Source organism: Motiliproteus sp., assembly GCF_965230735.1.
Classification (GTDB): domain Bacteria; phylum Pseudomonadota; class Gammaproteobacteria; order Pseudomonadales; family Balneatricaceae; genus Motiliproteus.
The window spans coordinates 444,339-461,995 of sequence record NZ_OZ246016.1 but is presented as its reverse complement, the minus strand read 5'-3'; the positions used below and the strand labels follow the sequence as shown (position 1 = coordinate 461,995).

Here is a 17,657-nt window from a genome sequence, read left to right as displayed (position 1 = left end):
AGTCAGTCCAGCTGTGGAAGCCGAAACCCCAGCACCTTCAACCAGTGACGCCCGTCCAGCAGGTTGGCCAGCGCATAAGCGAAGGGGCTCAGGGCGCAGGCGGCCAACAGCTGTTTCACGGCGGGTCGATCCTGCTGCTTGATCTGCTGCGAGCGTACCAGCAGAGGCAGGGCATACTCGAAGCTGGCTTGCCATTCCAGCGGGATGATGACCAGATGGACCAGCGCACCGGTCAGCATGCTGACGACGGCACAGAACAGCAGCGTGGCACCGATGCTGGGCTCGAGCAATGCCACCAGCGGTGACAGTAGCAGAGCACCGGAGCCGATCTGCTCGCCCTGCTCGGCCAGATGCAGCAGTCCGGCCCGAAACCGTCCGGCGGCGGCCTTGCGATGGTCCTGCCAGGCGTGGCCCACCTCGTAGGCGGCTTTAACCAGCGCCGTTAAACTGTGGTTATTCATGCAGTTGGGGCTGAGGCAAACCGCCTTGCTGTCGGAATCGTAATGGCTGCGATGTTGCGTTGGTTCCAGATGGACCTGGGGCAGGTGCAGCTGGCGAAGCTGTTCGCAGGCTAGCTCGCCGCCGCTGTCGGGCAGATCCTGTCTATCGCGGTTATGCTTAAAGAACACATAGCGAGCCCAGATCTTGGGTGCGGCCAGCACCATCACCACTGCCAGAAGAATCGATAACAGGTCGAACATGGCTGTGCTCCCGTTAGTCATCGAGCTATTTTTGCTTGTTAGACTTTAGTATATATAGCAGGGATTCTGTGTTGGTCTAGGGTGCGGTATATCAATTTTGTTTAAATGGTCGCCAAGCCATTGTCCCGGTTGCTAGAATACAGCGCCGATTTTTTAGAGATAATTCCCGTGTCAGTCAGTTATATCGCCAGCTCCAAGCTACCCACCCCTTGGGGGACCTTCCAGATGCATGGTTTTGAAGACCAGCAGAGCGGTAAGGAGCATGTGGTGTTGACGTTCGGTGAACTGGATCCCGAATCTCCGGTGCTGGCACGGATTCACTCCGAGTGTCTGACCGGCGATGCGCTGTTCAGTATGCGCTGCGATTGCGGTTTCCAGCTCCAGGAAGCGATGAAGCGGATTGCGGATAACGGCAGCGGCGCCATCCTGTATCTGCGCCAGGAAGGCCGGGGCATCGGGCTGCTGAACAAGATCCGGGCTTACCATCTGCAGGACCAGGGGGCCGATACGGTCGAAGCCAACGAAAAACTGGGCTTTGCCGCCGACCTGCGTGACTACAGCATGTGCGTGACGATGATGGAGCACCTGGGGATCAAGTCGGTACGGTTGATGACCAACAACCCACGCAAGGTGGAAGCGCTGAAGGGTTTCGGCGTCAACGTGGTCGACCGTGAACCGCTGCAGGTGGGCAAGAACAGCCACAACGAGCAGTACCTGGCCACCAAGGCCGGCAAGCTGGGGCATATGATGTCCGAGCATCACTTCGCCGACGACGAATAATCGAGCAGACTTATCGCTCCGACCCAGTTGGCCTCGAACTTCTGGGTCAGCCTCCCATCAGTACCAGCCGGTGACTCTGGGCGCTTCTTCGCCAAACACCCCGTCTATGACCCAGCCGCATCAAGGCAGGGCTCGATGGTTGAACTAGCTTGGGGAAAAGCCAAAAGCTCAGTCGGTGGATCGTCCTCTTCGATTTCTAACCGGTTAAAAACTCAGCTTCCCAACGCTGGAGTTCAGCCAGCATTGCGGCCTTAAAGGCTTCCTGGCCTTGGTCCATCAAGTTCCTTTTTTCCGTTGGAATGTCGAGATAGTGCGCTAAATGGCTGTCTGCCCAGTAGACCAGTGGCGTCAGTACATGGATCAGGTCCTTACCCATATCAGTTAGGTAATAGAGCTTTCTGCGGGCACTTTCCGGATGGGGGATTTGGGCAACGAGACCTTCTCTTTCCAGCATTTTCAGGCGCTCGGTCAGGACGCTGGTGGAGATTTTCTCAGGCATAAGGAGCATATCTTTGAATTCGTGAACGCCGAAAAACAATAGATTTCGGATCACAAGTAGCGTCCAGTGGTCGCCCAGGATATCCATGGAACAGGCAACGGGGCAGCCGGTTCGGGTTCGGTGTTCGATTTTTACAGCCATTCAAAATACTTGCATAAGAGAAGTGTTCTGCTATTGCTTCTATTATAGAAGTAATTAGAGGGGTTCAAGGATAGTCCTATGGTCTCTACCAGAAAGATTGCTCAATTCGTTGCGGCTTATTTCGTGATCACCATGTGCTGGGCCTATCCATGGCATATGGTTCTGTTCCATGACCTGTATGCGGCGATAGGCGCGCTCCAGCGTACCGAGCCCCTCATGGCATACGGGATGTCGGCCGTTGTGCTCCAGGGCGCAGTGATTGGTTATCTGTTTCCCTATTATCTGGCGGGGCGTCCTTCGACGATCCGCTTGGGGGTCCAGTTTAATTTACTTGCTGGGTTGCTGACTTACAGCGTGATTGCGTTCGCCAATGTCGCCAAGTTTAACATTGAACCGGTTGCCGTCTTCCTGTTGTACCAAACGACGTTTCAGCTGGTGCATTATGTGTTGTCGGGAATCGCCATGGGCCTCATTTTCAAAAGCCGGAGGATACAGTAATGGCACAATTTATCTTTACCTATCATGGCGGTAGAAAGCCTGAGTCGCCGGAAGAGGGTGAACGAATGATGCAGGAATGGCAGCACTGGGCGGCAGGTCTGGGCCCGGCTCTTATCAATCCTGGGAATCCTGTGGGGATCACGAAGGTTTTGACGGCCGAAGGGCCTTCCGATATGCCTTCGCCCCATCCCATCATGGGTTTTTCCATCCTGGAAGCAGAGGATATGGACCAGGCACTGCAATTGCTTGGTGATTGTCCACATTTCCAGCTTGGCGGGACACTGGAGATCTCCGAAATGATGGAGATGCCAAGTTGATGGCATGGATAGGGTCCGCGTTAACCACGCTGACCCATGTCGCCCGAACCTGGGATCGCTACCCCGGCTTTATGCTTCGATTCGCCGTTGAATTCGTGTGATCAGCGTTTCAGCATCCAATCCGGCTTGTTGGCGCAACTCGTCCGGTTGACCGTGACCGATAAACTGATGCTCCAGCCCCAGATTCATCAGCGAGATGGACTGATTGGTCCGAGCCGCCCATTCGTTCACCGCTGAACCGGCGCCGCCGGCAATGGCATTCTCTTCCAGGGTGACCAACAGTTGGTGGTCGGATGCCAGTTCGGCCAGTCGGGCTTCGTCCAGCGGGGCGACAAAGCGCATATCCACCAGGGTCAGATCCAGTGTCTCGGCGACCTCGCGGGCCGTCGGTAGCAGGTGGCCAAAGTTCAACAGTGCGGCCTTGTTGCTAGCGCCTGCGGTGCGAAGGGTGCGGCTTTGCCCCAGTGGGATCGGCTCGGGGTTCGGCGCCGGCGTTGCTCCCGGCCCTTTGCCGCGGGGGTAGCGCACGCAGGCGGGTCCCGGATGCTGATAGCCGGTCTGCAGCAGACGCACGGTTTCGGCTTCGTCCGCAGGAGTCATGATCACCAGTTCGGGAATGCAGCGCAGAAAGCTCAGATCGAAACTGCCGTGGTGGGTCGGACCGTCTTCGCCCACCAACCCGGAGCGGTCGATCGCCAGCAGTACGTCCAGCTGCTGCAGGGCGATATCGTGGATCAGTTGATCATAGCCGCGCTGCAGGAAGGTGGAATAGATCGCCACTACAGGCTTGGCTTGTTGGCAGGCCAGCCCGGCGGCCAGAGTCAGGGCGTGTTGCTCGGCGATGGCGACATCGTAAAAGCGCTCTGGAAAACGCTGGGCGAACTCGACCATCCCGGAGCCTTCGCTCATCGCCGGCGTGATCGCCACCAGCCGTTGATCCTGGCTGGCTTGCTGACAGAGCCAGTCGCCAAACAGCGCCGAGTATTTGATCCCGGGCTGGGAGGGCGCTTCGGCCTCCTGCGGTGAGGGCAGCTTGGTGATCGCGTGGTAACCGACCGGATCCTGTTCGGCCGGCTCAAACCCTTTGCCCTTGGTGGTGACCACGTGCAGGAACTGCGGGCCCTTGGCCTGACGCAGGCGGCCCAGCTCGCCGATCAGGGCATCGAGGTCATGGCCGTCGATCGGGCCGTTGTAGCTGAACTCGAGTGCTTCAAACAGCGCGGCGGCGGTGCCGGACTCGGTACGGTGACCGTTGCCGTCACGGCTGACCTGGTCGATGTCGAAGGCATTGCGCAGATGTTTGGCCAGGTAGGTCGCCAGTCCTCCCTCGTTGGCCGAGATCGACATATCGTTGTCATTCAGGATCACCAGCAGGTCGGCGCTGGTATGGGCGGCGTGGTTCATCGCTTCGAATGCCATCCCGCCGGTCATGGCGCCGTCACCGATGATCGCCACCGCGCGCTTGTCATCCCCCTGGAGCTGATGCGCCAGTGCCATCCCCAGCGCGGCGCTGATCGAGGTGCTGGAGTGGCCGGTACCGAAGCAGTCGTAGCGGCTCTCGTGCCGTTTCGGGAAAGGTGCCGGGCCATCGCTGTGGCGAATCCGGGGCAGCTGCTCGCGACGGCCGGTCAGAATCTTATGGGGATATGACTGGTGGCCCACGTCCCAGATCAGGCTGTCCTCGGGAGTGTTGTAGACGTAGTGCAGCGCCAGGGTCAGCTCGACCACCCCGAGTCCGGCGCCGAAGTGGCCGCCGCTTTGGGCCACGCTGTAGAGCAGGTAGCTGCGCAGCTGTTCGGCCAGTTCCGGTAATTGACTGGGTTGGAGTTGACGCAGGTCGGCGGGATCGTCGATCCGATCGAGCAGCGGAGTGTCGGGACGGCAACTGGGAAGCGTACGGTGCATAGAAACAGTCTAGTCAGTGACCGGGGTAGCCGCCGGTGGTTGCTATGGGTGGTTAGTCGTCAGTGGTCGCGGCTGATGATGTAGTTGGCGATCAGGCGCAGTAGCTCAGTATTCTGGGGCAGTGGCTGCAGTGCATCTAGGGCCAGTTGATGGAGTTTTTGGGCCATCGCGTGGGCACCTTCGAGGCCAAGCAGCGCCGGATAGGTGGACTTGCTCCGGGCCAGATCGGCCCCCTGGGTCTTGCCGAGGGTCTCGGTATCGCTCTCGATGTCGAGGATGTCGTCCTGGACCTGAAACGCCAGACCGATGGCGTTGGAGTATTGCGCCAGCGCGGCCAGGGTCTGCGGATCGGCGTTACCGGAGGCGCGGGCGCCCAGTTCGACCGCCGCATTGATCAGGGCGCCGGTTTTGAGATTGTGAACCCGCTCCAGCTGCGCCAGTGTCAGGGTTCTCTGTTCGGCGTCCATGTCCAGCGCCTGACCGGCCACCATGCCGCTGGCACCACTGGCGCGGCTCAAACCGAGCAGCATCGCCAGGCGGTTTTCAGCCGCCAGTGTCGGGTCGTTGGCCAGCAGCTCAAACGCCAGGCTCTGCAGCGCATCGCCCGCCAGAATCGCGGTGGCTTCGTCGAAGGCGATATGGCAGGTGGGCTTGCCACGACGCAGCTCGTCGTCATCCATGGCCGGCAGATCATCGTGGATCAGCGAATAGGCGTGGATGCATTCGACTGCGGCAGCAGCCTGGTCAGCGTGGTTGAGATCACCGCCGAGGGCTTCACAGGCGGCGTAGACCAGCACCGGGCGGATTCGCTTGCCACCATTGAACAGGCTGTAGCGCATAGCGTCCAGCAGTCGGGCCGGATGGCCATCGGGGTGAGGGGCGCTGTCGAGGCTGGTCGACAGGACATTATCGACCCGTTGGCACAGGGGTTCGATCCGGTTAGCGAGGGCTTGCTTCGGGTTCATGCCGGCTCAGTTTTCCACCGGTTCGCCGGTTTCGAAATCGACCGCTTCAATCTGGCCGTTCTGCTCGATCAGTACCTGCACTTTCTGCTCGGCCTGGCTGAGGCGTTGCTGGCAATCGCGGGTCAGCTTGATGCCCTGCTCGAAGGCCTGCAGTGACTGCTCCAGCGTCAACTCACCCTGTTCCATCTGGTCGACCAGCTTTTCGAGTTCGCTGAGGCTGGCTTCAAAATCGGGGGCTTGGCTTTTACGGGGCATGGCGGCTGACTTCGGGACGGCTGACAGATAAGAGCGCCTACACTACCTGAGCCCCCAGAGGGGGTCAATCCGGCGCGTTGGCGTCGCCGAGTGCGTTGTCGAGCCGGGTGTCGGCGGGATAACCGAAAGATAACCGTCACAAGCATGCTATAGGTGAACTTTTGTTCGGTTTTTTTGTTATGATCTTGCATTCCTTTCGCATAGAAATAGAAGCAAAACAGTAGCTTCTGTTGAATCCTAAGGTTTTAAGGGGGTTTCAGGGTGGATATCGCAACGCTGGTTGGCCTGCTCGGTTCTTTCGGCATCATTATCGCGGCCATCATCCTCGGTGGCAGCGCAGGCGTGTTTATCAACCCGCCCTCTATGCTGATCGTGATCGGCGGTACCATCATGGTGGTACTGATGCAGAACACCCTGGCTCAGTTTATCGGCTCCTTCAAGGCGGCCGGTAAGGCCTTTATGTTCAAGTCGGTCTCCCCCGACGAACTGATCTCCGAAACCGTAGAGCTGGCGGACGCGGCCCGTAAGGGTGGCCTGTTGTCGCTGGAAGAGAAGGAGGTCAGCACTGACTTTATGCAGCGTGGTATCCAGCTGCTGGTGGATGGTCATGATCCGGAAGTGGTCCGCACCCTGCTGACCAAGGATATGAACCAGGCCAAGAATCGACACGACGTGGCGATCAATATGTTCAATACCATGACCGATGCGGCCCCGGCGATGGGGATGATCGGTACCCTGGTAGGTCTGGTGCAGATGCTGTCCAACATGGACGATCCCAAGGCGATCGGCCCGGCGATGGCGGTGGCGCTGCTGACCACGCTGTACGGGGCGATGATCGCCAACATGGTTTCCGGACCGATCTCCGCCAAACTGGTGGTGCGTCAGGAGGAGGAAGCCACCAACAAAGCGTTGACCATCGACGGTCTGCTGGCGATTCAGGCGGGCCAGAACCCGCGTGTGATCGAGCAGATGCTGAAGAATTATCTGGCCGAGAGTAAGCGTGGCGGATCCGAGGCTGAGGCGTAATAGCCCGCCCCATCCCCTAGGTCACCAAGACGGTTTGAGGCAATGAGCGAAGAAGCCGAAGAGTGTAAATGTCCCCCCGCCGGTGCGCCGGCCTGGATGGCGACCTTTGCCGACCTGATGTCGCTGCTGATGTGCTTCTTCGTACTGCTGCTGTCGTTCTCGGAGATGGACGTGCTCAAGTTCAAGCAGCTGGCAGGTTCGATGCGCGAAGCCTTCGGAGTGCAGAACCAGATCAAGGCCAAGGATATTCCCAAGGGCACCAGCATCATCGCCCAGGAGTTCAGTCCGGGGCGGCCTGAGCCGACACCGCTGAACGAAGTCCGCCAGTTCTCTACCGATACCTCCAAACGCAACCTCGATGTGCGTCGCCAGGAGGGTCGGGCGGAATTTCTGGATATGGATGCCGGCGAGCTGCAAGAGCTGCTACGGCAGATGAAGGAAGAGGAAGCGCAGCAGGAACAGAATCGCTCCGAGGCCGAGCAGGATGCGTTGACGATGGCGCTGGCGCTGCAGAAAGAGATCGGCGAAGGCAGTGTCGATGTCGAGACCCGCGACGGCAAGGTGATTATCCGGGTCAAGGAGAAGGGCTCGTTCACATCCGGCGCCGCCGAGCTGAATGCCGAGTTCGTGCCGATCATCTCCAAGATTCGCGACGTGCTGCTGGGAATCAAGGGCATGGTGGCGGTCGAAGGCCACACCGACAACATTCCGATCTCGACCGCCGAGTTTCAGTCCAACTGGGGGCTGTCGGCAGCCCGTGCACTGTCGGTGGCGCAGGAGCTGTTTGCCGATCCGCGGATCGATCAGTCCCGCTACGAGGTATCAGGTTACGCCGACTCCAAACCGCTGGTGCCGAACAACTCGGCCGAGAACCGTTCGATCAATCGCCGAGTCGAGATCGTGATCCAAAAGGGTAAGGACGAGGAGTTGTTCAATCGATTACCGGCCGGAACTGGCGGTATCGAGGTTGAAGGTTTGGATCTAAATCCTTCGGAAATTTTCTAACTAGAATCTGTTAACAGATTCTAAACTGTATCCAGATTAGCCACGTCGCCCGATCGGCGGCTTTGGAGTTCATCAATGCTTCGTGTCTTTGGTATCCACAACGGTCGACTGGCCGAGCAGAGGGCGCAGGGTGATGATGAACAGACACCTCGCCTGGGTGAAGGGGCTTGGATCGACGCCCACGAGCCCACTGACGAAGAGCGTGACCGGCTCGAAGCCTTCCTGCGAGCAGAGCTGCCCGAGTCCGATGATGTCGAAGAGATCGAGGCCTCGGCACGGTACTTTATCGATCACCTGGGTATCCATATCCACTCGCTGTTCCTGGCCCAGAGTGAAGGCCGGCATCAGACCGTCACCACCGCCTTCATTCTGCAACCGGACCGACTGATCTCGATCCGGGATGATGACCTGGCTGACTTCCGGCTGTTGCGACTGCGTACCCGAGCCGGTCAGATCGAAGTTAATACACCAGCCGAACTGCTGGTGTCGCTGTTCGATCAGAAGGTCGAGAACCTCGCTGACCAACTGGAAGATATCCATACCGATCTGGAGACCGTCAGTTACTCGGTGCTGGAAGAGGAGGACTCGGCCCTGGATGAGGCGATCGATCAACTGGCCAAGACCGAGGACAGCAACGGTAAGATCCGACTCTGTCTGATGGATACCAAGCGGGCGGTGGCCTATATGATGCGTCAGTTGCGCAACGCGCCGGATCTGCAGGAGCAGTGCCGTGAGATCATGCGCGATATCGATACGCTGATGTCCCACAACACCTTCCTGTTCGATAAGATCAACTTCCTGATGGACTCGACCCAGGGCTTCATCAACATCAAGCAGAATCAGATCATCAAGATCTTCTCGATCGCCGCGGTGGTGTTTCTGCCGCCGACCATGATCGCCAGTATCTACGGCATGAACTTCCAGTTTATGCCGGAGCTGGCTTGGGAGCTGGGCTATCCCTGGGCGTTGTTGTTGATGGTGCTGGCCGGTATCGCACCCTATCTCTACTTCAAGCGTAAAGGCTGGTTGTAACCCGCTCATTCCCAGAAAATCTTTGTTGCAACGGCGCCCGTGTGGCGCCGTTTGCGTTGTGGCGGGCGCGAGACTAAGCTGAATCGCCAACCCGATAGGATCAACACAGGGAATCGTCATGATTAAGGTTTTCGGCTACCCCAATACCCGTTCACTGCGTGTCACCTGGCTGCTGGAAGAGCTGGGGCTGGATTACGATTACCATCTGGTCGACCTGGCTAAGGCCGAGCACCATTCGGACCGGTACCGGGCAATCAACCCCAACGGTAAAGTGCCGGCGATAACCGACGGTGAGCTGGTGATGTTTGAGTCGGCAGCAATCGCCAGCTACCTGGCGGATAAGTACGGTGACAACCGGATGATCCCCGAAATCGGTACCCTTGAGCGAGGTCTCTACGAGCAGTGGAACCGCTTTGCCGTCTGCGAGCTGGAGCAGCCGCTGTGGACAATCGCCAAGAGCAAGTTTGCGTTGCCCAAGGAGCACCGGGTCGCACAGATTCAGCCGACCTGCGAGTGGGAGTTTCAGCGGGCGTTACAAGTCCTCAGTCAAGGCTTGGGCGAACAGGATTACCTGGTCGGCAACCGCTTTAGCGCCGCCGATATCCTGACGGCGCAGACCCTGCAGTGGGGGACCCTGTTCAAGCAGGCCATTGAGCAACCCAACCTGCAAGCCTATCGGGAGCGATTGCTGGCCCGACCGGCGGTTGCGCGGGCCAAACAGCGTGAAGCCGACGCCTTGGCGGATCAGCAGCAAACGTAAGTTTGATTTGATAACCCAAGGTTTGTTTCTAAGAATCAAAAATTAAATTTGATCTATCAGCTTTCCAGCATAAAGGTGACCGGACCATCGTTGAGCAGCGCCACCTTCATATCGGCGCCGAAGCGACCGGTTTCCACCTGCGGGTGGCACTGTCGGGCCTGTTCGACGAAATAGTCGTACAGCTCCTCGCCCAGTGCGGGCGGCGCGGCGCTGGAGAAGCTGGGGCGCAGGCCTTTGCGGGTGTCGGCGGCGAGGGTAAACTGCGAGATCACCAGCAGGCCGCCGCCAGTTTGGCTCAAGCTAAGATTCATCTTGTCATCCTCGTCGCCGAAGATGCGGTAGGCCAGCACCTTTTTCAGCAACTTGTCAGCGCTGGCGCGATCGTCGCCTTTCTGAACGCCCAGCAGCAGTAAAATACCGGGGCCGATCTGGCCGTTGATTTCATTATCGATGGTGACGGAGGCCTGGCTGACGCGTTGAATCAGGGCGAGCATGAAAATCCTTAGTCTGAGAAGAAATGGGTCGATTGAGCGGCTGAAGTGATTATGCCAGCCGCAGTGCAAACTGGTTGGTGGCCTTGATCAGGTTGTCGGTGATTCCGGGCTCAAGGGCCGAGTGACCGGCATCGCGGACGATATGCAGCTCGGCGGTGGGTAGTTTCTCATACAGGGCGTAGGCCTGGTTGATCGGACAGACCATATCGTAGCGTCCATGAATGATGATGGTGGGAATGTCCTTAATTCGAGCGGCGTGATCAAGAATCTGGTTCGGTTCGATAAAGGCGTTGTTGACGAAATAGTGCGCCTCGATCCGGGCCATCGCCAAGGCCACGTGGGGATCGCTGAAGTGGGTCACCAACGAATTGCTCGGATTCAGGGTCGAGCAGCGCGCCTCCCAGGTTGACCAGGCTTTGGCGGCTGCCATGCGGGCCAGCTCGTTATCCGACGTCAGGCGGCGGTAGTAGGCGGCGACGAAGTCCTGTTGTTCATCGACCGGAATCTGAGCGGCGTAGTCTTCCCAGAAGTCCGGAAAGATATGGTTGGCGCCGTGCTGATAAAACCAGCGGATATCCTGCTCACGGCACAGAAATACGCCGCGCAGAATCAAACCGTTGACCCGCTTGGGATGGGCCTGGGCATAGAGCAGACTCAGGGTTGCGCCCCAGGAACCGCCAAACAGCAGCCAGCTGTCGATATTCAGATGCTGGCGAATCGCTTCAATATCGCTGACCAGTAACTCGGTTTGATTTCGCCCCAGTTCGGCATGGGGTTTGGAGCGTCCGCAGCCGCGTTGGTCGAACAGGATGATGCGGTACTTCTCCGGATCGAAGAAGCGACGGTTGAAGGGGCTGGTTCCGCCACCGGGGCCGCCGTGGACAAAGAGCACCGGACGGCCGTTGGGGTTGCCGCTCTCTTCCAGATACAGACTATGCTGCTCGTCGACATCGAGCCATTGCTGCTTGTAGGACTGAATCTCCGGGAAGAGGCTGTGCATGACGTCGCTCCTGCTGGTCTATCTCATTGATAATAGCGGCTTTGAGCTGATTGGCACAGCGCGGGATCGAGATTCGATAGCAACCTGGGTAGGGCCCCTGTCTCGGCTAGGGGGCTGTGCGCGTCTGATCTGGAGGATCAGCTGTTGGGGCGAAGAGCGCTATTGGACTGGCTTAGCAGGGTCAGTTCATGACGGGCTCGCCCGATGCTGAGCGGTTTGATGGCCAGGCTATGGAAGAGCGGGTTGGGGTGGCAATCGCGCCATTGCCGAGCCTGATGCGGGTCCAGAAACAGATGCAGGCCCGATTCGATCATGGTGGCGCTATTGGTGGTGCACCACTCGATCACAAACAGCTGATCAACGCTGCCCTCGACAAGTTGCTCTATTAGCGCACTGTTTTGGTGCGAACTGAGTGGCTCGTCGCCGTTGATGGTGTAGCGGCGAAGCTCACTGTGCTGTAGTTGCTGGAGATGGAGAATATCTCCAGCGTCCTGCTGCAGTGTCAGAATCTGTTGCAGCAGCTGAGCGTAAACGCTCATTACTGCTTACCCGAATCCTGTTTCTGGGTCGTGTTGTCCTGCTCGGTGTCGCCGGAAGATTCAGCCTCGTCTTTCTCGGGCTCATCTTTGAAGGCCAGTGGAATCAGGCGCCCGATCACAAACCAACCCACCAAAAAGACAAACATTGGGGCGAGCACCATTATCGTTTCCATCATTTTACTCCCGTATAGCCTGACGGACCGATGCAGGCCCATGGCGATAGTTTAGTGGACACTTTAGTTGACCCATGGGGGCGTCGATGACTTTGTGACCCTCGAAACGCTCATTCTATCCCAGCTGGGCGACGATTGGGCTGGGTTAGATCAAGGCGGAGTCCAGATCGCTTGATCCGGACCGATTACTCAATTCAGGTCGCGAACCAGGCGGACGTAGTTGTTGATTCGAACGACATCGCCCTGGGGACCGTGACCGTTGGGGTAGTCGGCCGGGTTGCCGGCCTTGGGGTCACTGCGTTGGGCGCCGGCGCCGTGGACATCCATCAGGGTTGCCGACTGAGTGTGACTGCCGTTGCCGGATGGTCTCGGCCTCGGTGGTGGGGCCTGGCCAAAGCCCGGGTTGCTAACGCCGGGGCGACCAAAGCCGGGTCGGCCATGTTCCGGCCCTCCGTGATCGGGGCCTCGTCCTGCCCGCATCGGTGGCGGCCCGGGGCGACGGTCGGATTGCCCGCCCTCTTCAGCGCCGCGATTACCGCCCATCCAGCCCTGAGCTTGGCCAAAGGCCAGATAGACCGCGTTTTGGGCCTGACGGCTGGAGGGTCCGTCCAGGTGGGTGGTGCTGCTCCAGAAGAATGGATACTCGTTGCCGCTGAGTTGGCTAATCTGAAACTGAGGATCGATCGCCGGGCCGCGGGCTGCGGGGTTGCGGGCGGCCGGAGCGAAGCGGTAATCGACCAGGCTTTGCAGCTCCTTGGCGTTGGGTAGGCGCCAGTCGCTATAGCCCAGATATCGTTCGGCGTTGCGCTGCTCGACCCAGGCCAGCGCCTGCTGCCAGTTCATCCCCTGGTGGCTGTCGTCGCGGCTCCACATCAGTGCGGTGGCCTGATCGCTGATGGTGCCGTCACGGTTGTCACGAAACTGGTTGGTGCCGTAATCCGGATTACCGCGGACGTAACGCACATAGAGCTGCTTAACGCCCCGACGGGGGTCTTGTTTGGGATAACCCTTGATGCGGCCGTCGGCAAAATTAACCCCGAACACCGTGGCGGCACCGCCCATGGTCGTGCCGACATACTCGGTAGCGCTCCAGTCCTGGCTGTCGATTTCGCGCTCGCCGCGGGAGCGGTCGCCATAGTGAAACTCGAAGCTGTCGTCATCGATGAAGGGGGTAGAGCTGCCGTTGGGATTAAAGTGGCCGTTGAAGTCGATCAGCGAGTAGAGCTCCTTGATGGTCGGAACCCGCCAATCGTCGTGGCCCGCCAGTCGCAGTTCGGCGGCGCCACGCATGGCGTCGTCCCAGCTCATCTTGGTCCCCCGAGCCTGCATCCAGGTCAGTCCGGTCACCAGATCGGTGACGGTACCGTCTCCGTTGTCCCGGTATTGCGATTGATGACCGAGATGTTGGGCGTCCTGGCCGGAATAGTGCTGCCCCAATTTGGTGCAGTTGATCTGCCGACGGTCGCTGTAGCAGTGCTGCTGGCCGGTATCGACAATGGGATAGCTCGGAGCGGAGTCAGCCGCGACGGAAAGGGGGGCCAGTACGATCGATACTAGAGCCAAGGGGGCTCGCAGGTGTTGGGGCAGCATCACTTTCTCCTCGGACTGCTGTCAAAGGGGGGCGTCCTTCAGGTTGTTTGGATTAAACCCTATTTGTCGCAACGCTTCCCGGTCTTTTACCTTACTTTACCGTCGTAACCGCTTGAATCGAAACGCGCAAAAAAAAATCCCTGCCGGAGCAGGGATTTTTGTCGGTTATTGTCGTTGCGATCAGCCGCCGCGGGCGGCGCGCTTGCGTTCGTGCTCCTTCAGGAACTTCTTACGCAGACGGATATGGTGCGGTGTCACTTCGACCAGCTCGTCGTCTTCGATAAAGTCCAGCGCCTGCTCCAGGGTGAAGCGGACCGGTGGGGTCAGCTGGATGTTTTCATCGGAGCCGGAGGCGCGGATGTTGGTCAGCTGCTTGCCCTTGGTCGGGTTGACCGCCAGGTCGTTGGAGCGGCTGTGGATACCCAGGATCATGCCTTCGTAGACTTCGACGTTGGGGTCGATGGACAGACGGCCACGCTCCTGCAGGTTGAACAGGGCATAGCCCAGTGCTTTACCGCCCACCATGGAGACCAGCACGCCGTTGATCCGCGATACCACTTCACCCTCTTTGACCGGGCCGTAGTGATCGAAGATCGAGGTCATGATGCCGGTGCCGGAGGTCAGGGTCAGGAACAGGCTACGGAAGCCGATCAGACCGCGGGACGGAATCAGGAAGGTCAGGCGAACCCGACCCTTGCCGTCCACTTCCATGTTGGTCATGTCGCCCTTGCGCTTGCCCAGCTCTTCGATGATGGCGCCCTGATGCTCGTCCTGGACGTCGATCATTACCTCTTCGAACGGCTCGTGGATTTCACCGTCGACCTCTTTCTGCACCACTTCCGGGCGTGATACGCCAAGCTCAAAACCTTCGCGACGCATGGTTTCGATCAGTACCGACAGGTGCAGTTCGCCTCGACCGGAAACCTTGAATTTCTCCGGTGAGTCACCCTCTTCGACCCGCAGCGCTACGTTGTGAATCAGTTCACGATCCAGGCGCTCTTTGATGTTGCGGGAGGTGACAAACTTGCCGTCCAGACCGGCGAACGGGGAGTCGTTGACCTGGAAGGTCATCGATACGGTGGGCTCATCAACGCTCAATGCCGGCAGCGCTTCGACGTTGTCTGGGTCGCACAGGGTGTCGGAGATGTTGAGCTTGTCGATGCCGGTGACACAGACAATGTCACCCGCCTGGGCACTCGGTACGTCGACCCGCTCCAGGCCCATGTAACCCATGATCTTGAGAACCTTGCCGCTACGGACCTGACCGTCGATGTCGATCACCTTGACCTGGCCGTTGGCGCCGATGCTGCCGCGCTTGATGCGGCCGACACCGATAACGCCGAGATAGCTGTTGTAGTCCAGCGCCGAGATCTGCATCTGGAACGGCCCGTCGACATCAACCTTGGGAGATTCAACATGCTCAACAATGGCTTCGAACAGCGGCGTCATGTCGTCGGCCATGGCGTCGGGTTCCAGGCCGGCAATGCCGTTCAGGGCCGACGCGTAGACAACCGGGAAATCCAGCTGTTCGTCGGTGGCACCGAGGTTGTCGAACAGGTCGAATACCTGATCCATGACCCAGTCCGGACGGGAACCGGGGCGGTCGATCTTGTTGATAACCACGATCGGCTTCAAGCCCTGAGCAAACGCCTTCTGGGTAACGAAACGGGTCTGCGGCATCGGCCCGTCAACGGCATCGACCAGCAGCAGTACGCAGTCGACCATCGACAATACGCGCTCCACCTCACCACCGAAGTCGGCGTGTCCGGGGGTGTCGACGATATTGATGTGGTAATCGTTCCATTCGATGGCGGTATTTTTCGCCAGAATGGTAATGCCGCGCTCTTTTTCCTGGTCATTGGAGTCCATGATCCGCTCGGATCCTTCATCACGGCGGGCCAGGGTGCCTGACTGTGATAGCAGCTTATCGACCAGGGTGGTCTTGCCGTGGTCAACGTGAGCGATGATGGCGATATTTCGCAGCTTGCTGATATCGTTGATTTTTTCAGATGCGGACATGGTTAAAACTCAAACAGGGTGGGCTGGGGTGATCCAATAAAAAAAGTGCCCCCGGCTCGAACCGGGGGCAAAAGTTGGTCAGATTATACACCATTGTGGCTGTTTCATAGCAGCGTCGCATAAAAGGAAAGCCGTATTGGTGGTGGTGCGGTCGATGTGCGACTCGAATCAGCCCGGGTCGAGGCGGAATAGGTCGGATGCTGGCGCTGCTACGGGAAACTGGCCCCATCGTGGGGATGAGTTTGGTTGCATTGCCGAGGGGGAGAGTTATGCTATCGGTGGGCGCTTTGCACCAAAATGGTGATAGGGTGGTTAATATTGCACCACAATGGTGCGTTAATTGTTTTGATCTGGCGCCTTCAGTACCAAATTATCAGGTTTTTCAGGCTGTTACAGCGTTGGCATGGCTGTTGCTATGTCTTAGGCCGAGTAAACAAACCAGATTTTGCCGCAGGCGATACGGTTCGACTGTAAATATCAAAGTAGCACTGGAATAGTGCAGAGATTATTGGAGAAATCATATGTCAGAGAATACTCTGAAGCTGATCCAAGAGAGTGAAGCCCGCTGGGTTGACCTGCGTTTCACCGACACCAAAGGTAAAGAGCAGCACGTTACTATTCCTTCTAGCGAAGTTGACGAAGATTTCTTCGAAGAAGGCAAAATGTTCGATGGTTCTTCCATCGCTGGTTGGAAAGGCATCAACGAATCAGACATGATCATGCAGGCTGACGACGAAGCGTCTCGCCTGGATCCCTTCACCGAAGATGCTACCGTTATCGTTCGTTGTAACATCGTTGAGCCGACCACCGGTCAGGGTTACGACCGCGACCCGCGTTCCATCGCTGCTCGCGCCGAAGAGTACCTGAAGTCCACCGGTATCGGTGACAGTGCTCTGTTTGGTCCAGAGCCTGAGTTCTTCGTCTTTGACGACGTTAAGTGGCACGCTGACATCTCCGGTGCCGGCTACCAGATCTCTTCCGACGAAGCAGCCTGGTCTTCCAACGAAGTCTTCGAAGGCGGCAACATCGGTCACCGCCCGACTGTTAAAGGCGGTTACTTCCCGGTTCCTCCGGTTGACTCCCTGCACGACCTGCGTGCGGCTATGTGTGACGCCATGTCTGCCATGGGCCTGGAAATTGAAGTACACCACCACGAAGTTGGTACTGCCGGTCAGTGTGAGATCGGTGTTGGCGCCAACACCATGGTGAAGAAGGCTGACGAAGTTCAGATCCTGAAGTACTGTGTTCACAACGTTGCCCACGCTTACGGCAAGACGGCGACCTTCATGCCTAAGCCGCTGGTTGGTGACAACGGTTCCGGTATGCACGTTCACATGTCCATCTCCAAAGATGGCCAGAACCAGTTCTCCGGTGACCTGTACGGTGGCCTGAGCGAAACTGCGCTGTATGCTATCGGTGGTGTTATCAAGCACGCCAAAGCGATCAACGCTTTCGCCAACGCTTCCACCAACTCCTACAAGCGTCTGGTACCGGGCTTCGAAGCTCCGGTTATGCTGGCTTACTCTGCCCGTAACCGTTCCGCTTCCATCCGTATCCCGTACGTAACCAACCCGAAAGCACGTCGTGTTGAGTTCCGTTTCCCGGATCCGACTGCCAACCCGTACCTGTGCTTCGCGGCGCTGCAGATGGCTGCCCTGGACGGTATCAAGAACAAGATTCACCCGGGCGATGCGGCTGACAAGGACCTGTACGACCTGCCGGCTGAAGAAGCTGCCGAGATCCCGACCGTATGTTCAAGCCTCGAAGAGGCGCTGGACGCGCTGGATAAGGACCGTGAGTTCATGACCGCCGGCGGCGTTATGTCCGACGATGCGATCGATGCTTACATCGCGCTGAAGAACGAAGAGATCGAGCGTCTGAACATGACCACTCACCCGGTCGAGTTCGACATGTACTACAGCGTGTAAGTCATTACCCGCTAAATAAAAAACCGCCTT

At 58.3% G+C, this 17,657-nt stretch carries 19 protein-coding genes; 8 read left to right on the top strand and 11 right to left on the bottom strand.

Translation table 11 applies throughout. The features are described from left to right. Positions 1 to 2 precede the first annotated feature (2 nt). Positions 3 to 701, bottom strand: a complete 699-nt coding sequence (locus tag ACO05M_RS02225; RefSeq protein ID WP_421867176.1) for a zinc metallopeptidase — start codon at positions 699 to 701, stop codon at positions 3 to 5. A gap of 168 nt (positions 702 to 869) precedes the next feature. Between ACO05M_RS02225 and ribA the strand changes: the two genes are divergently transcribed. After that, positions 870 to 1,481 carry a GTP cyclohydrolase II gene (ribA, locus tag ACO05M_RS02220; protein WP_114697115.1) on the top strand — a complete coding sequence of 204 codons (612 nt, stop codon included), beginning with the start codon at positions 870 to 872 and terminating at the stop codon, positions 1,479 to 1,481. Between the two features lie 196 nt (positions 1,482 to 1,677). On the opposite strand, the gene ACO05M_RS02215 is transcribed toward ribA, so the two are convergent. Next, positions 1,678 to 2,121: a winged helix-turn-helix transcriptional regulator gene (locus ACO05M_RS02215; protein WP_421867173.1), complete on the bottom strand. Its 444-nt coding sequence runs from the start codon at positions 2,119 to 2,121 to the stop codon at positions 1,678 to 1,680. A 78-nt stretch (positions 2,122 to 2,199) separates the two neighbouring features. Here ACO05M_RS02215 and ACO05M_RS02210 point away from each other — a divergent pair, with 78 nt between their 5' ends. After that, positions 2,200 to 2,619: a hypothetical protein gene (locus ACO05M_RS02210; protein WP_421867170.1), complete on the top strand. Its 420-nt coding sequence runs from the start codon at positions 2,200 to 2,202 to the stop codon at positions 2,617 to 2,619. Continuing rightward, entirely contained in the window at positions 2,619 to 2,936 is a 318-nt protein-coding gene (locus ACO05M_RS02205) for a hypothetical protein (RefSeq protein WP_421867167.1), read from the top strand. Before ACO05M_RS02210 ends, ACO05M_RS02205 begins: the two co-directional genes overlap by 1 nt. Before the next feature lie 69 nt (positions 2,937 to 3,005). Here ACO05M_RS02205 and dxs read toward each other — a convergent pair whose 3' ends face one another. From dxs to ACO05M_RS02190, 3 genes are read right to left on the bottom strand one after another with little or no spacing between them, the layout of a single operon-like run. After that, complete coding sequence (gene dxs, locus ACO05M_RS02200) at positions 3,006 to 4,841, bottom strand: 1-deoxy-D-xylulose-5-phosphate synthase (RefSeq protein ID WP_421867164.1); 1,836 nt, start codon at positions 4,839 to 4,841, stop codon at positions 3,006 to 3,008. Between the two features lie 59 nt (positions 4,842 to 4,900). Further along, on the bottom strand, positions 4,901 to 5,806 hold the full coding sequence (ispA, locus tag ACO05M_RS02195) for a (2E,6E)-farnesyl diphosphate synthase (protein ID WP_421867160.1): 906 nt from the start codon (positions 5,804 to 5,806) through the stop codon (positions 4,901 to 4,903). A 6-nt stretch (positions 5,807 to 5,812) separates the two neighbouring features. After that, the gene (locus ACO05M_RS02190) at positions 5,813 to 6,061 is read right to left on the bottom strand and encodes an exodeoxyribonuclease VII small subunit (protein ID WP_421867157.1); all 249 of its coding nucleotides are present in this window, start codon (positions 6,059 to 6,061) and stop codon (positions 5,813 to 5,815) included. A gap of 261 nt (positions 6,062 to 6,322) precedes the next feature. Here ACO05M_RS02190 and pomA point away from each other — a divergent pair, with 261 nt between their 5' ends. The 4 genes from pomA (at position 6,323) to ACO05M_RS02170 (ending at position 9,884) form a co-directional block, all read left to right on the top strand. After that, positions 6,323 to 7,087 (top strand): flagellar motor protein PomA, encoded by a 765-nt coding sequence (gene pomA, locus ACO05M_RS02185; RefSeq protein ID WP_421867154.1) that lies wholly within the window; start codon positions 6,323 to 6,325, stop codon positions 7,085 to 7,087. Positions 7,088 to 7,129: 42 nt separating this feature from the next. Continuing rightward, positions 7,130 to 8,092, top strand: a complete 963-nt coding sequence (locus tag ACO05M_RS02180) for a flagellar motor protein MotB (protein WP_421867152.1) — start codon at positions 7,130 to 7,132, stop codon at positions 8,090 to 8,092. Between the two features lie 75 nt (positions 8,093 to 8,167). Next, the gene (gene corA / locus ACO05M_RS02175; protein WP_421867149.1) at positions 8,168 to 9,124 is read left to right on the top strand and encodes a magnesium/cobalt transporter CorA; all 957 of its coding nucleotides are present in this window, start codon (positions 8,168 to 8,170) and stop codon (positions 9,122 to 9,124) included. A 118-nt stretch (positions 9,125 to 9,242) separates the two neighbouring features. Next, a complete protein-coding gene (locus ACO05M_RS02170) occupies positions 9,243 to 9,884 on the top strand; it encodes a glutathione S-transferase family protein (protein ID WP_421867146.1) in 642 nt (213 codons plus the stop codon). Positions 9,885 to 9,940: 56 nt separating this feature from the next. Here the strand turns inward: ACO05M_RS02170 and dtd are convergent, their stop codons facing one another. The 6 genes from dtd to typA form a co-directional block, all read right to left on the bottom strand. Continuing rightward, a complete protein-coding gene (dtd, locus tag ACO05M_RS02165; protein WP_421867143.1) occupies positions 9,941 to 10,378 on the bottom strand; it encodes a D-aminoacyl-tRNA deacylase in 438 nt (145 codons plus the stop codon). Positions 10,379 to 10,427: 49 nt separating this feature from the next. Next, on the bottom strand, positions 10,428 to 11,378 hold the full coding sequence (pip, locus tag ACO05M_RS02160) for a prolyl aminopeptidase (protein WP_421867141.1): 951 nt from the start codon (positions 11,376 to 11,378) through the stop codon (positions 10,428 to 10,430). A 137-nt stretch (positions 11,379 to 11,515) separates the two neighbouring features. Next, complete coding sequence (locus ACO05M_RS02155; protein WP_421867139.1) at positions 11,516 to 11,917, bottom strand: hypothetical protein; 402 nt, start codon at positions 11,915 to 11,917, stop codon at positions 11,516 to 11,518. Then, on the bottom strand, positions 11,917 to 12,078 hold the full coding sequence (locus ACO05M_RS02150; RefSeq protein ID WP_421867136.1) for a hypothetical protein: 162 nt from the start codon (positions 12,076 to 12,078) through the stop codon (positions 11,917 to 11,919). Before ACO05M_RS02150 ends, ACO05M_RS02155 begins: the two co-directional genes overlap by 1 nt. A 201-nt stretch (positions 12,079 to 12,279) precedes the next feature. Next, a complete protein-coding gene (locus ACO05M_RS02145; protein WP_421867134.1) occupies positions 12,280 to 13,680 on the bottom strand; it encodes a DUF1566 domain-containing protein in 1,401 nt (466 codons plus the stop codon). Positions 13,681 to 13,860: 180 nt separating this feature from the next. Then, positions 13,861 to 15,699, bottom strand: a complete 1,839-nt coding sequence (gene typA / locus ACO05M_RS02140; protein ID WP_421867132.1) for a translational GTPase TypA — start codon at positions 15,697 to 15,699, stop codon at positions 13,861 to 13,863. A 521-nt stretch (positions 15,700 to 16,220) separates the two neighbouring features. Between typA and glnA the strand changes: the two genes are divergently transcribed. Beyond that, entirely contained in the window at positions 16,221 to 17,627 is a 1,407-nt protein-coding gene (glnA, locus tag ACO05M_RS02135) for a glutamate--ammonia ligase (RefSeq protein WP_421867130.1), read from the top strand. Positions 17,628 to 17,657: the final 30 nt, after the last annotated feature.